The organism is Pseudoalteromonas sp. 31A1, assembly GCF_011378815.1.
Lineage (GTDB): Bacteria > Pseudomonadota > Gammaproteobacteria > Enterobacterales > Alteromonadaceae > Pseudoalteromonas > Pseudoalteromonas arctica.
This window is the reverse complement of record NZ_WTKY01000009.1, coordinates 17,190-32,234: the sequence shown is the minus strand read 5'-3', so window position 1 is coordinate 32,234 and position 15,045 is coordinate 17,190. Positions and strand designations below refer to the sequence as shown.

The 15,045-nt window shown below is 37.7% G+C and carries 12 protein-coding genes; 5 read left to right on the top strand and 7 right to left on the bottom strand.

Features of this window, described 5'->3' with window-relative positions:
* Positions 1–140 precede the first annotated feature (140 nt).
* Complete coding sequence (locus GQR52_RS10280) at positions 141–1,760, top strand: diacylglycerol kinase family protein (protein ID WP_165728356.1); 1,620 nt, start codon at positions 141–143, stop codon at positions 1,758–1,760.
* A 50-nt stretch (positions 1,761–1,810) separates the two neighbouring features.
* Here GQR52_RS10280 and GQR52_RS10275 read toward each other — a convergent pair whose 3' ends face one another.
* Both GQR52_RS10275 and GQR52_RS10270 read right to left on the bottom strand, forming a co-directional pair.
* Positions 1,811–2,119 (bottom strand): VF530 family protein, encoded by a 309-nt coding sequence (locus GQR52_RS10275; RefSeq protein ID WP_010553962.1) that lies wholly within the window; start codon positions 2,117–2,119, stop codon positions 1,811–1,813.
* A 54-nt stretch (positions 2,120–2,173) separates the two neighbouring features.
* A complete protein-coding gene (locus GQR52_RS10270) occupies positions 2,174–2,476 on the bottom strand; it encodes a DUF1496 domain-containing protein (protein ID WP_165728355.1) in 303 nt (100 codons plus the stop codon).
* A 138-nt stretch (positions 2,477–2,614) separates the two neighbouring features.
* Here GQR52_RS10270 and GQR52_RS10265 point away from each other — a divergent pair, with 138 nt between their 5' ends.
* A complete protein-coding gene (locus GQR52_RS10265; RefSeq protein WP_007582405.1) occupies positions 2,615–2,848 on the top strand; it encodes a TIGR02647 family protein in 234 nt (77 codons plus the stop codon).
* Positions 2,849–2,881: 33 nt separating this feature from the next.
* Here GQR52_RS10265 and maiA read toward each other — a convergent pair whose 3' ends face one another.
* Positions 2,882–3,511 (bottom strand): maleylacetoacetate isomerase, encoded by a 630-nt coding sequence (gene maiA, locus GQR52_RS10260; protein WP_024593138.1) that lies wholly within the window; start codon positions 3,509–3,511, stop codon positions 2,882–2,884.
* 2 nt (positions 3,512–3,513) lie between these two features.
* The gene (hmgA, locus tag GQR52_RS10255) at positions 3,514–4,815 is read right to left on the bottom strand and encodes a homogentisate 1,2-dioxygenase (protein WP_165728354.1); all 1,302 of its coding nucleotides are present in this window, start codon (positions 4,813–4,815) and stop codon (positions 3,514–3,516) included.
* Between the two features lie 153 nt (positions 4,816–4,968).
* Here hmgA and GQR52_RS10250 point away from each other — a divergent pair, with 153 nt between their 5' ends.
* A complete protein-coding gene (locus tag GQR52_RS10250; RefSeq protein ID WP_165728353.1) occupies positions 4,969–5,400 on the top strand; it encodes a MarR family transcriptional regulator in 432 nt (143 codons plus the stop codon).
* Between the two features lie 52 nt (positions 5,401–5,452).
* On the opposite strand, the gene GQR52_RS10245 is transcribed toward GQR52_RS10250, so the two are convergent.
* From GQR52_RS10245 to GQR52_RS10235, 3 genes are all read right to left on the bottom strand, one after another.
* Positions 5,453–8,575 (bottom strand): TonB-dependent receptor, encoded by a 3,123-nt coding sequence (locus GQR52_RS10245; protein ID WP_165728352.1) that lies wholly within the window; start codon positions 8,573–8,575, stop codon positions 5,453–5,455.
* Positions 8,576–8,911: 336 nt separating this feature from the next.
* Entirely contained in the window at positions 8,912–12,085 is a 3,174-nt protein-coding gene (locus tag GQR52_RS10240; RefSeq protein WP_024607515.1) for a TonB-dependent receptor, read from the bottom strand.
* 43 nt (positions 12,086–12,128) lie between these two features.
* Positions 12,129–12,983: a S1/P1 nuclease gene (locus GQR52_RS10235; protein WP_165728351.1), complete on the bottom strand. Its 855-nt coding sequence runs from the start codon at positions 12,981–12,983 to the stop codon at positions 12,129–12,131.
* Positions 12,984–13,234: 251 nt separating this feature from the next.
* Here GQR52_RS10235 and GQR52_RS10230 point away from each other — a divergent pair, with 251 nt between their 5' ends.
* Together GQR52_RS10230 and GQR52_RS10225 are read left to right on the top strand one after the other, a co-directional pair.
* Positions 13,235–14,101 carry a hypothetical protein gene (locus GQR52_RS10230; RefSeq protein ID WP_197119942.1) on the top strand — a complete coding sequence of 289 codons (867 nt, stop codon included), beginning with the start codon at positions 13,235–13,237 and terminating at the stop codon, positions 14,099–14,101.
* Positions 14,094–15,038: a hypothetical protein gene (locus GQR52_RS10225; protein WP_165728350.1), complete on the top strand. Its 945-nt coding sequence runs from the start codon at positions 14,094–14,096 to the stop codon at positions 15,036–15,038. Before GQR52_RS10230 ends, GQR52_RS10225 begins: the two co-directional genes overlap by 8 nt.
* Positions 15,039–15,045: the final 7 nt, after the last annotated feature.

The following is a 15,045-nucleotide window of genomic DNA, read 5'->3' as shown; positions in this document are numbered from 1 at the left end:
ATTAACATTATATATCAATAGCTTATGATTTTAATTTGAATTTAAAATGCCATTTATATGGCGTGATATTTGCAAAAGAGTACATAAAGCCGTTTAAATTAAAATTAGAAAATCGGAATTATTTACACAAAGGAGAAACTATGTGGGCTGCAATTGGTTATTCACTTTTAGCATTACTACTTATTTTTATTGGTTGGGAAGTAAACTCTGTTTACTTTGCTATTGTTTTTTATTGGACTGCACTGTCACTTTTATTAGTGAGTACCGCATATATTTTTAATACAGCAAAAATATTTAGAAAACGTGAAAATGGGGTGATCCCATTTTATATACGTTGGGCGTTTGTGCCATTTTTATTTGGTGTGCAAATTTATAATGCCTGGTCACGTAAGCGCGATAAAGTGCCGCCAATTCAAAAAATAAACGAAAACCTATTTTTAGCTTGCCGATTATTTCCCTCAGACATAGACACATTAAAAGATAACGGAATTACTGCAATTTTAGACGTTACGTGTGAATTTGACGGACTCGAGTGGAGTTCAACACAAGAGAATATAAATTACTTAAACATTCCGGTGCTCGATCATAGTATTCCTACCCATTCTCAGTTAAATCAGGCTATTAATTGGATACATCATCATATTAAAGAAAACCGTCGCGTAGTTGTACATTGTGCTTTAGGCCGTGGGCGGTCAGTTTTTGTAATGGCGGCTTATTTATTGAGTCAAAACAAAAATGCAGATGTACATGAAGTACTTGCACAAATAAAGGAAACCCGCGAAACCGCAAACTTAAATAAGCATCAGCTGCGTCATTTAGCTAAGCGCCATAAAAAAGGCGAGCTGCTGATTAAAAACAAAGCAGTTTTAATTGCAAATCCAGTATCTGGTACACGATTATGGCAAGAAAAAGAGCACTTAATTGTTGCGCGGTTATCGGCCTATTACGATTTAAAAGTACTTACTACTTCACAAGACGTAAACGGTATTGAGCTTGCTAAACAGGCAATTGCGCAAAATCCAGACATGATAATAGCGTGTGGAGGCGATGGTACAGTGGCCGAAGTTGCAAGCGTACTTGTAAATACACAATGTAAGCTAGGTATTATACCAATGGGGACTGCAAACGCACTTGCGCATGTATTGATGGGGATTAGCTCTAAATTTATTCCTGTTGAACAAGCCTGTGATTTAATAATTGATGGTCAAACAAGCACAATAGATACCGCTTATTGTAATAACGAATTAGTACTTTTATTAGCGGGTATTGGTTTTGAGCAATCTATGATAGAAAAAGCAGATAGAGAGTCGAAAAATAAGTCGGGGCAACTTGCCTATTTAAATGGTTTTTTTGAAGCCTTTGGTGAGCAAAAATCACAGCTACTTAGTGTAAAACTCGATGATAATGAGCCGAAAGAAATATGTACAAATAGCTTTATTGTGGCTAATGCTGCGCCTTTTACAACGTTATTGGCTCAAGGTGGTGGGCAGCCAGATCATAGTGACGGGCTTCTTGATGTAAATTGGCTAACACCAAATAATGAAAATTCTACGACAATATTGAGTATTGCAGAACTGATGTTTAGCAGTTTAACGCAAACACATTTAGCTATAAATTCGCATCATACAAATGCTAAAAGAGTCGAGGTGACAGGCGAAGGAGAGCTTAAGTACGTACTTGACGGTGAAGTTAAAACTGCTCACAGACTCGTTATTACTATTGAGCCGGCCTCATTAAATGTGATTTGCAAAGAGCAATAAATCGCGCTAGTTACAATTAAAAAAGGAGCTAAATTAGCTCCTTTTTTACATCATTTTTTAATTGATGGCCAAACAAACCCTGTTGTATCCGGCGCTTGAGAAGATGTTTCTCTCGGTGCACTTTTTGGTCTACGAATAGGTTTGTTATTTATAGTGTGAATATAAAGTGCTTCCACTTTATCGCGAGCCCAAGGCGTTTTACGCAAAAACTTTAAACTCGATTTAATGCTCGGTTGATCAGTAAAACATTTGATTTTTACTTGCTCGCCAAGGGTTCTCCAGCCAAGTCGCTGTTCTAACTCAACAAGTATTTGTTCTAACGTTACCCCATGTAAAGGGTTTTTAGGTTGATTATCCATAGCCATACTACTTATTTAAACTGCGTGCATTGTAGCTCAAATCAGCTTTTAGCGCTAATTCACAGTGATTGTTTTAGGAGCGGTTGGGTAAATAGCATTACCTTGTTTATCTATTTTAAGCCAAATGAGTTGACTGTTACTGTGTTGAGGGTTTTTAGCACCGCATAAAAGTGTAAAAGAGTGAATTTGTATTAACGCGCCTTCGCTATAGCGTTTGTTGTCGTACCAACAGTTTGATTCTTCATTTACAAACTGGTTTGCATCAATAATTGAATGGGTTTTAAGGGTTGTTGCTTCACTAAATATTGAATACGATAAGCTGCTAAAACAAAAGCATAGAATTAAAAAGTTACGCATTAGAGGCCTTTAAATAGGGAGGGTTAAAAATAATACATTAAGCTAAAAAACGTGCTAGTGTAAAGTACACAAAGTGATTTTAATTATAAACTTAGTTACTCACAGAACAACTTGGATTCAAATAAAAAGGTGCACACAATGCAATTTAATCAAACAATGATCGAAGAATTCACACTATTAGCGAAGTTTCCTCGCGACAGTAAAATGCAGGGTATTAAATTACACTCAGACGCAGAGCCAAGCTTACTTAGTGCAGCGCAACGTTTATTTGAAAAAGGGATTATAGATAGCCCAGATGGCGGATATTTAACTGATCTGGGCTTAGATTTAATTGAGCACATTACGGTTATTCATAGTGCGCTACAAAGCTAGCTAACCTGAACTCTAGTTAGTTACTGAACTAGCTTAATTTGCATCGGGTTGATTTTGCGGTGCAGCATCATTAAATGCAGCTAATTTATTACAGTGTTCGTAAATAGCTGCAATTTTTGGATAAGCGCTCATATTTACGTTAAAACGAATTGCATTAAATACTTGCGGCACTAAACAAATGTCAGCAAGTGTTGGTTGATTACCAAAACAGTAGTCATCATTTTCGTTTAGCATCAGTTCTATTTTTTCAAAACCAACTTCTATCCAATGTCGATACCACTTATTTTTAGCCTCGTCATCAACACCTAATTCGTTCGATAAATACTTCAGCACGCGTAAATTATTAACAGGATGAATATCGCAGGCAATGGCAAAGCTTAAATTTCTTATTTGTGCTTTTTGCCACGCAGTTCCTGTAATTAATGGCGATTGCGGATAAGTTTCATCAAGCCATTCCAGTATTGCAAGCGATTGTGCTAAAACACCATTATCGGTTTCAAGTGCAGGTAGTAACCCTTGCGGATTAGTCGCTAAGTATTCTTCCCCAAGCTGCTCCGATTTTAAAAGGTTAACAATAGCAAGTTCATGATCAATTGCTTTTAAGTTAAGCGCTATACGTACCCTATAGGCCGCTGATGAGCGAAAGTAGCTGTATAATTTCATAATTAATCCTGTGAACCTGTAAATTGTTTTTTAATAGTACGCCAGCAATCGGTATAGTTTGGTTGGCGCTCTTTGCCTTCTAGTGCATATTTTGTTGGTGAAATTATATAGCGCGACTCAAACATAAAGGCCAATGTGTTTTCGTATTTTTGTGGTGTAAGCTCAGCATTTGAGGCTTTTTCAAATACGTCGGCTTCAGGTCCATGTGGCGACATACAATTGTGTAAACTTGCACCACCAGGTACAAAACCATGCTCTTTTGCATCATACACACCTTCAATTAAGCCCATAAATTCACTCATAATATTGCGGTGATAATACGGCGGGCGGAATGTATTTTCGGCTACCATCCAACGTGGTGGAAATATCACAAAATCGACATTTGCCATACCCTCAGTAGCAGAAGGAGAGGTTAGTACGGTAAATATAGACGGGTCGGGGTGATCAAAGCTCACTGTATTTATTACATTAAAACGCGATAAGTCGTATTTATAGGGTGAGCTATTACCGGTCCATGCAACCACATCAAAAGGAGAGTGCTTAATTTCACAGCTAAATAAATTACCGTTGAATTTAGATACAAGCTCAAAGTCACCTTTTTTATCTTCAAAGGCAGCAACGGGGTATTGAAAGTCTCTGTCGTTGGCGTAACCGTTTGCACCAACAGGTCCTCGCTCTGCAAGCTCTAACGCATGGCCATAATTTTCACAAATATAACCCCGCGCTGTATCATCAATTAAATCAACAGAGAACTTAATTCCTCTGGGAATTACAGCAATTTCACCTGGTTTAATGCTTAACTTGCCGCACTCGGTGTGAATTAATAACTCACCTTGCTGAGGAACAAACAACATTTCGCCATCGGCATTGCAAAAGTAACGTCCTTGCATTGACTGATTAGCGACATATACATGAATGCCAATACCCGATTGCCCATTAGCACTGCCATTAGCTGCCATCGTTACCAAGCCATCAATAAAGTCAGTAGGCTGTGAAGGCATATCAATAGGATTCCAACGTAGCATTGTTGGTGGTGTTACGGCTTCAGTGATTGGGGCTGTTCTTATTAGGCCGTTATCAATTGCTTGGTAATCACCTTGCACTACCGAAGGACGAAGGCGGTAAAACCAAGTGCGGCGATTTGAAGCGCGAGGAGCCGTAAATGCAGTCGAACTAAATTGCTCGGTGTATAAATCGTATTTAACCTTTTGTGGGCTAAATTGTCCTATTGGCAATGCACCGGGTAGCGCTTGTGTTTCAAATTCATTACCAAAACCTGTCATATAATTTAATTGTGTCGCCATCACTGACTCCTGTGAGAGGGGGGGTTGGTTTAATATTATTTTTATTTCAGTTAAGATACTCTCAAGTGAGACTAATATCAAATGTGCAACTATGCATCTGCGTAAATATTAATGAACACCAAAGTAAACCTTACAAAGCTGGGATAACTAAAAATGAAAATTGATTTAGCAACGTTTTTACCTTATCAATTAACGAATGTAGCAACACGTGTTAGTAACGACTTTGCCGAGGTTTATCAAACTAAGTACGGTTTAAATATTCCCCAGTGGCGAATACTTGCTAATTTAGCGCAGTATGGCCAAAGCAACGCAAAGGATTTATGCACGCAAGCAAACATGGATAAATCGACCGTTTCACGCGCGGTAAAAGTTTTAATAGATAAAGGTTTAGTGAGAAGTGAGCTAAATGAGCAAGACAAACGCGCAGCATTACTTGTGCTGAGCCAAGCAGGGCAAAGCTTATATGAAAATATAACGCCCGATGCACTGAATTGGGAAAAACAATTACTGAGCACTTTAACCAACGAAGAATACGAAGTGCTAGTGAGTATTTTTGAAAAGTTAAATAACAAATTAAAGGCATAAAAAAGCCCACCAAAGTGGGCTTTTAAAAGATGTTTTAGGTTACAGTTCTAAATTAGAAAGTGTAACGAACGCCTACACGCATTTGCCATACAGATGCATCAGTTTGTACTGATGTATTTGCATTATTTCCGTTAAAGCCTGAGTAAACGTAACGGCCTTGATCATCAAGTGATGTTTCGATCATGCTAGCGCCTACGAAAGGACCTTTTTTAAGTACGCCCCAATCATCGTTTAACAGATTTGTAAGGTTATCAATTACGAAGAATGCTTCACCTTTGTGACCTTCCATAAAACCAGGAAGCTCTTGAGTTAACTTAAAGTTAAACTTAACAAACCAATCAGAGTTTTCAGCGTTACGGCTAGTCGTTTGACCACGTTCTAAACCATTTGATGCGATAAAATCATTGAATTCATTGATATCAGCAGCGCTCATGTCGTAAACAACGTTAGGATCGTTTTCAAGTGGAACATACAATAGCTGGCGGTTGCCATTCCAGTTGTTGTCACCAAAAGTATCTTTATCACTGCCATCAAATGTGTAGCTGTATGGTAGGCCTTTATATGCTTCACCGAATAGGTTAAAGCGAGTAGCAAATCCATCAACAAACTCATGACTATAACCAAGAGTCATAGTAAAACGATGTGGAATTTCGTAATCAGATGAAGCAACACCTGGGTTACCTGGATCTGTTAGCGCAATATTACCGTAGTTTGAACCAGCTACAGAGCTAGTCATTGGGTTAACATCATCAGAATCTGTGTATGCATAACCAAAGTTAACGCTTACGCCATTATCAAACATTTTGCTAACAGCTAGTGAGATAACTGATGAATCACCGCTATCACCGCTAACATTTGTTAGTAAGTATTCGTTTGAACGACCTTCAATTGATTCGTAAATAGGGCGGCCGTCAAACGTAGTTGTACCTGTATCTTGAAGTGCGATGTCACGCATTAACGCAGCATCTTTTTTCTTCGAGTATAAGTAATCAAGAGAGATTACGTACTCGTTTTCAGTTGTGTACGTTGCACCAAGTGAGTATTTCCACTCTGATGGGATTTCAAAGTCTGGGTCAACAGCGTTTGCTTGTGAATCGCCTGAGCCGATTACAGTGTCAGCTACTGCATCAAATTGAGACTGAGGTACTTCAAATCCTGGAGTACCATTATTTACATTAGGTATTGCGAACAAGTCGATAGAACCAAACTGGTTTGCACTAATGTTAGTAATGCCGTCGTTTGAGTAAGAGTTAGATAACCAAACGTTAGGGTTACCGCCTGAGAACAAGCCAACACCTGCACGTACTTCAAGTGCATCTGTCGCGTACCATTGGAAGCCTACACGAGGTTGAATTAAATCAATACCATCAAATGTACTTTGGTTACTGTAGCCATAGCGATCAGTAAAGTTTTGATTTAAGTTAGGTACATCATCACTGGTGTATTTATCGTAACGTAAACCAAACGTAATATTTGCGTCTAAGTCAGTAAACGAATACTCGTCTTGCACGTAAAATGTATGCTGAGCGTACGAAAAACTCGCAGCAGCATCGTTTGGATCATTTGTAGCAGCAGCATTGTTGTAGTAAACAGCACTTGCAATACCATTTTCAAAATCATCAACATTGTTGAAACGGTATTCACCTTCAGTATGCTGAACGAATAAGTTAAATACATCTAACTCTTCAAACTCGTAACCAGCAGTAATTGTGTGCTGATCAAGGTAGTAAGTACCTGCAACTTTAAATGTAGTTGTATCGTAGTCTAAGTCATTAGATTGACGTGAGTCATCTGGACCAATATAAACTGTACCACCATCTTCGGTACGAATTTGCATTTCACCAAAGCTGCTTGCTGCATCTAGTGATTGTACTGTTGCATCTAGCTCAGACTTACCAATACGTACTTCAGTAGAGAAGTCATCTGACCAATCAGAGTAAACAGATGCAATGATTGAAGTGAATTCTGCACTTTGGTCATAAAAGTGATTAGATAGTGATACACGGCTAGAACCAGTATCAGACTGTGAAACAGTATTACCATCGTTGTAGTTATAGATTAAGTTTGCACGGTGATCTTCGTTGATGTTCCAATCTAGTTTAACTAAGATTTTTTCATCTTCAACAGGCATACTTGAAGGCATTCCGCCTACATCGTAACCATATACAGTTTGAGCAACGCTTGTGATACGCGAGATATCATCAGCAGTTACACTGCCGCTGCTTAAACCATCGTAGTTAAACTGTTGAACACCTTCAAGTTTTTCATATGAAGTAAATAAAAATAGTTTATCTTCAATTAGTGGAAGACCTACGTTGAAGCCGTAACGTTTTTCGGTGTAGTTACCGTTATCAACGTCATCACCTTCAATTTTATCACCCTTGAAAGAGTCACTAGTGTAATCGTAGAAAACAGCGCCATGAACATCATTGCCACCAGATTTGGTTACAGCGTTGATGTTACACGATGTAAAACCACCGTATTGAACGTCAAACGGTGCAAGTTCAGCTGAAACTTGTTCAATTGAATCAAAAGAGAAAGGGGCGCGAATAGTAGGGTAACCATTTGAGCTTAAGCCGAAGTTATCGTTCATACGAACGCCGTCTAGCGTTAAGCTGTTGTAGCGAGGGTTACCACCACCACAGTTAATTGAACCACGGCTATCATCAATTGTGATACGCGGGTCGATACGAATAATGTCTTTTAAATCACGGTTAATAGCTGGTGTATTTTCAAGATCAGTTAGCGTAAATGTAGACGCCGGACCAGTACCACCTGACATAGAGCTGATTGGTGCGCCAGAAACTACAATTTGTTCCATGCTTGATTGTGACTCAAGAGAAACGTTTACTGGGTAATCGTTACCAATATTAAGAATTATGTTATTGAATTCTTGGTCTGCATATACATCTGAATCAACAACTACTTTATAAGGACCGCCAACTCGCAGGCCTTTAGCTGTGAAATAACCAGCGTCATTTACTTCAGTTGTTTTTACTGATCCAGAAGGTACGTGTAAAATTGTTACTTTAGTGCCGGCTGCTGGGTTGCCGTTAGGCCCCATCACTTGACCTTTAATTGCTGAGGTCGTTTCGTTAGCCATTGCAGCGCCACTTACACCAACACATGCTGCAATAGCAAGTGAAAGAGCTGTTTTGCGTAATTGAGTTTTCATTTAATTTTCCCGTGTAGTTATTAATTAAATTTTTATATTTTTATTTTAAAATTTTTCAAAATAAACAGTTGAAGTTCATTTATTCAAAATCCGTTACTAGTGTACCTTATTTATTCGTTACAAATAAAATACAACTGCAATATATTTTTAATAAATAGTACTATTTTTGTCTATTTGAGTGTTTTTTCGAGCAATAACTCTATATCGGGGTATATATTACGTGGGCTTTATGACAAACATGTGAAATTGGGGTGTGAAAAACAAAAAACCCATTACAATTTTGCAATGGGTTTTGTTAACAAATAACTTAATGTGTTATTACTTACCTATTAAGACTTAAAACTTGTAGCTAATACCAACTTTAGCCTGCCAAGCTGATGACGATGAACTGATTTGCGAGTAATTACGCACATCCGCACCGCCAAAACTGTTGTCTATTTTATATCTACCTTGATCATCAAGACCACCAAAGTCATAAATAGTTTGGTTAGAGTAACCTAAGCGTTTTTCTACACCCCAGTCGCTGTTTAGAAGGTTTGCGAAATTATCAATCATTAGATAAACCTCACCAGTGTGACCTTCAGCAAAGCCAGGTATTTCTTGCTTAATGCTAACATCCATTGTAGTAACCCAAGGTTGAGTTGCTGTATTTTTACCTAAAATCCCACCACGTTGAGATATACCAGCACGCTCTAATAACGGTTCTAACTCAGCCCAAGTCATTTTAGAATCAGCCCAATTTACATTCGGATCATCAGCACCTGTAGGGATATAAGGTAAGTAAGCACCATTAGTGAATAAAGAGCTAGTATCACCTAAGTCTTCATCTTTATACATATTCATTGTGTAACTAAATGGGCGACCTGAACGACGTTCAAAATAAACATTGAACTTGGTTGCATATCCTTCAAAAAATTCAGTGTTATACGCTAAGTTAATTTTAAAGCTGTGCTCAACTTCGTAAAAGCCACGTGCTGCAATATCTTCATTACGATTTACTGTAATATTGTGCTTATAGTTACCTTCTGCCTGAGAAGCTGAACCTGCTGACGATTCTGTAACATCTTGGTGAGCATAGCTTGCCGATACAAACAGGCCATTGTCCCATTGTTTAGCAATACCCGTTGAAATAATAATTGAACGACCATCATCCGATGAATTAGTCATTTCTATGTCAACATTATCGCCACTGTAAATACTTTGATTGATAACACGTTCGCCGTCCGCAGCTAAGCCTACTGGGTTAATAGACGAATTATGCCATACCGCTTCATTTTCTTTTTTATGGTAAGCAATTTCAGCTTGCCATTTAAAGCCATCACCTAATAGTTCAGAATCAAACTCATATTCAAAACCTATTTGAGTACGAATGCTTGAAGGCAATTTAAAGTCAGGGTCGATATACGCAACGCTACCAGCACCTTGCTCTAATGTATTTTTTATTTCATCAGGAACCTGAGTAATATCAGCTGTGTTATTTGCATAGTAATCATTAATTACATCGTTTTGTGCTGATACTAAAGTAATGCCATCACTTTGGAATGAATTGTTATACCAAACATTTGGAATGCCGCCTTGGAAACGACCAATACCACCATTAATAGTAAGCGCTTCTGTTACGTAGTACTTAAAGCCAACACGAGGAAGTATAATGTCTAGGCCATCAAGATTTTCTTGGTTAGTAAAGCCATACGTATTAGCAAAATTTTCATTTAGAGTTGGTTTATCATCAGATGACAAACGCTCATAACGAACACCTGCTGTAACTTCTAAATCATCACCTACATAAAAAGTATCTTCTATGTAAAGCGCTAGCTGGTTACGTCTTACATCATATGCTGTATCAGCTGAATCATTAGTGTAAGCATTTTGATAAGAGAAATCATAAGAACCAATTTCACGGTTTTCAAAATTTTCTAAGCTATCAAATTTCCACGTTCCAAGAGAGTTTTGAGCAAACAAGTTATATAAACGAAGTGACTCGTACTGAGCTCCAAAGTTTATTTCATGCTCATCCATTAAATACGTAGCGTCTAACGTAAAAGTTAGGTTTTGTGTTTCTGAACGGTTTGCATGGCGGTATTGATCTGTACCAAAGTTGTAAGAAGGACCATTTCGACCGTCTTCCTCAACAGTAATGCTTCCTAAGTTAGAGCGAGTTGCGCTATCAGAGGTAACATCTTTATACGACACACCAATTTCTGTTGAAAAGTTTTCAGTCCAATCAGAGTAAAGTTTAGATGAAAAGTTATTAAACTTAGTTACGTATGCATAAGTGCTTGAAACTAAGGCTATATTATCACCGCCTGTGCTAGAGTTACGCTCATCTTGGTCGTCTTGCCATTGATAAGTGAAATCTAAACGATGGTCATCACTTGCGTTCCAGCTTAATTTAACAAGCAAGTTTTTGTTTGTATCTTCTGGCGCACCGGCTAATGAATCAGTTAAGCCGTATTCATTATTTAAGATAGAAATGAAACGATTATAGTTAGCTTCAGAAGTATTAAATTCATTTGAAGCACCAGAACCGTCAAAGCCGTAATCTAGATCTAATTCACTTGACCATTCTGCGTAGTTAACAAAGTAAAACAGTTCATCTTCAATAATCGCTCCACCGACATTAAAACCAAATCTTTCTTCAGTTTTAATCGGCTCTACTTTATTTGTAGAGTAAGTTTTATGACCTAGCTCATCAAGATCGTCTTCTTGTACAATATTATCAACATCGCCAGCTATCTCAGGAGTAGATATTTCATAAAAGCCAGAGAACTTAAACTCATTCGTACCAGACTTTGTTACTGCGTTAATAGTACCGCCACCAAAGTTACCTTTAGAAGCTGAGAAAGGAGATACATCAACAGAAACTTGTTCAATAGCATCAAGTGCTACAGGAGGCTGAGAAGTAGGGTAGCCACCAAAGTTCAAGCCAAAGTCATCATTTTGACCAATACCGTCAACTGTTAAACCGTTGGTACGAGGGTTACTACCTGCAAACGTTAGCTCACCATTACCATTAATACTGGCAAGTGGGTTTAAGCGCGCAATATCTTTAATGTCGCGATTAAAGCTTGGCATATTTTCAATAGTGTCAGAGCCAAATGTACTGCTAGAGCCACCTGATTGTTGAACAATCTTATAACCAGACACTTCAATCTTTTCGATGTTTAGCGGAGCAAGCTGCGAGCTTAAACGGTAAGTTTCACCAAGGTTCAAGTAGATATTTTCAACAGTGGTATCGTTAAACGTATCAGAATCAATGATAACCATGTAAGGACCACCTACACGTAAACCATTAGCGATAAACGTACCACTTTCGTTTGTAGTTAGTTCGCTAATAGTACCTGTTGGTTGGTGAATTACTTTGATTTTAACGTTTGCAGCACTGCCACCTGAAGGCGTTGTAATTTTACCACGCATTGCAGATGAAGTATCAGCAGCCATTGCGCTTGTAGAAACACCTAGAGCTAAAATTACCGCTCCAGTTAATTTCGAAAGGCGAAGCTTAGTCATAATGTTGATTTCCCGTGTGTAGGTTATATAAATTTAATACAGTTTATTTGTCAGTCGTCATTTTCAGTGCCGTTTCTAACTCTTTTGCAGAAGGGTCAAATAGGGCATTTAGTAATCCAGCTAATCGAATACCCGCTTGTTGTAAGCGCGTCTTTATAATTGGAGTATTGTTATATATGTAGCTATAACCAATTTCGTTGTTGGTATATTTATAAATTTTTGTGGCTAAATTATGAGATTCTTCAACCCATGTCATAGGTGAGCTTTGTAAATACTCAGCAATTAACTCGCTGTTATTTGTATCAATAAATTGTGCGTACTCAGTAAACGATAAATTCTCGTTCTCAACTAACTTTGTATCCCAAAGGCTGTGAAGATTTGTTTCTTCGTTAAAAAATGAAACCTTAATACGGTTGCCACCTCTATCTTCACTTCGACCAGCATGAAATGGTTGGTGACTGTCGCCCACCAAATGTACTAAAAAACGTAAACTGAACTGTTTAGCATCTAAGGTGCTATTTTTATCAGTGAGCGTTTGCATTGAATAGTGAATGCCTTCTAGGATATTACTTACAGATTCTTTGTTTTTAGTGTGCTCGTGATTGAAGCTGAAAGATTTTCCTGGTGCTGCATTAATATAATGCCAACGAGATGATTGCTTTTGCCAAAACTCGCCAGGGGCAGAGCGCATTTCATCAGGCCACGTTGATATTTGTGCAAGTGATTCACCATCAAGGTAGGGTTGTATTGCCGCTTTAGTTGTTTCGCTTATATGAGATTCTGCAATCTTACCTACAATGCGGTGGCCATTTTGACCCCAAGCATGTGAGTCAGTGCTTGTAAATATTGCACTAATCAAAAGCGCAGAAGATATCGAGTACTTTATATTGCTATGCATTAGAACTTCCTTAATGAATATTTCATGGCGTTGCTACAGGCTAATGCGGTCAATTGTCCTTACTTTTGGTGTTGATAGGAAGGACTCATTAAAATTCATAGTTTCTTATTCACATTACTTTTAAATCAATAGTTTATGTTTAACAGGTAAAATTACTTGTTGTAATAAGTAAGCGAAATTGTTCAAATGCACTATATAGTCTATTTTTGAGTGGCATTGCTTTGAATTTTAAAAATATCGTGTTGCACAAAATGTTAATTGTTACATTTTTGTTTCTATTATTGGTCGTTACGTGGGTTTGCGGTCAAGTTAGTGTATACAATGATGAATTACACTTTCCAGTTATGATCGAAACCTCAACAGAGTGTCAAACAACTGCAACAAGTAACAAAGGCCAATTAATTGTTTTTACGCAATCAAAAAAAATAGCTAAGTTATTAACACAAAAGTTATGCTCTGATAACGTGGTGGCTAAGCAATATGGCTCTGTAAAAGGGTATTGGGGGTATAGAACGGCAGACAGCTTTGAGTTTGTGGGTAAAGGAATTGCTGACTTAATTTTGGCTAAAAACAATATTATGGCAGCCTTTAAAGCAGAGTCGACCTATAACTACCAGCCCGTTGTTGGCTTTTCTGACTACACGGCTTTTTTTATATCTTCTAAAGAAAAACCTAGAGTTACTAAACAATACTTTTTAGATAAGCGCATAGGTTTGCTTGATTATCCGACCAGCCGGTCAGGGCATATTTTACCAAAGCAAACGTTTAAAGAGTTGGATATTAATTTAGCCAATTTGAAAATCACTTATGCTAGCTCTCATAACGAATTACGTGATTTACTCGCTAATGGAAAAGTAGATATTATTGCTTCGTTTTGGAAAGAGAGCGACGAAAAACGTTTTTCAAAAAACTATATTACGCCATTGAGTAATAATATTTCTGGAACAAGATGGTATTTAAAAATGCAGCAAAACAACACTGATTTATTATGCGCAGTGCAGGAAAATTTGCTTGATATGTCTAAAGATCAAAGTTTGCATTACTATCAAAACGTCCAGCCATTTTGGCGCTGTGGCGCCAGCTCAGTAGGCTTAAAAGAGGAGGTTGGTGATGAGTAAGTATAAGCAATTACTTGTTATTATAAGTTTGTTTTTTATTTTGTCGTCTGTCTTTTATATTTCTGTAACTCAAAAAAGCCAGCAAGTAGCTAAACAAAAAATTACGCAGATAGAAAGGCAAATAGCACTCGACTTACCCTTACTCGATTTATCGAATGAGCTGCTAAAGCATTCAGGTAATAAAGATGCAGTTAACAGCTACATTAAAACTTTAAACAGCTACATTAATTCGAACGAGCTCAAAGTTGTTGCTATTGCACCAAAAAACGAGATGGTAACACCTGTAAACTCACACCAAATAATACGTAGTTTGAGCACTAATAATGGGTTCGTATTAGTTGTATTTAACGTCCAACAAGCCCACTTTACATTGAGCCATTTTATTTACTATTTTATATTTTTAGTATTAAGTGTATTGATTAGTTTTTGGGTAAAGTTTGCGTTTATTAAACAGAGCAATAAGCAGTTTAATAATGCACAGCATCAATCAATTGCAGAGCCTACGCCGTTGATACTTATTGTTGACCTTAATGATAAAACATTATCAAGTAGTTGTAATACAGAACAAAAAATGTGTTTAGCCAATAAGCCATTGTGCTTTTATTTAGCACTTGTAGAGTATTGTACAAATAACGATGATGTAGCGCTTAGTCATAATAAAGATGTGCCAGAGGAGCTGCTAGAGCTTGCTAACAAGTATTTTTATAGGTTGGTCGAACTCGGCCATACAGTTAGAAAAAGGCCTAACTTTAATAATAGCCTAGAAAAAACCCTGAGCGAAGTACGTGCTGCATTAGATGAAGTACTCAGCGAGTATCCCGAAGAAAAAGAGTTATATTATCCACCTAAAGCATACGGGGAGGGTTCTCGCTCTCGTCTGCATAGTTATGGGCTGGCAAATATTAAAAAGGGCAGTATTGAAATAATAGGAAAGTAACAAGGTT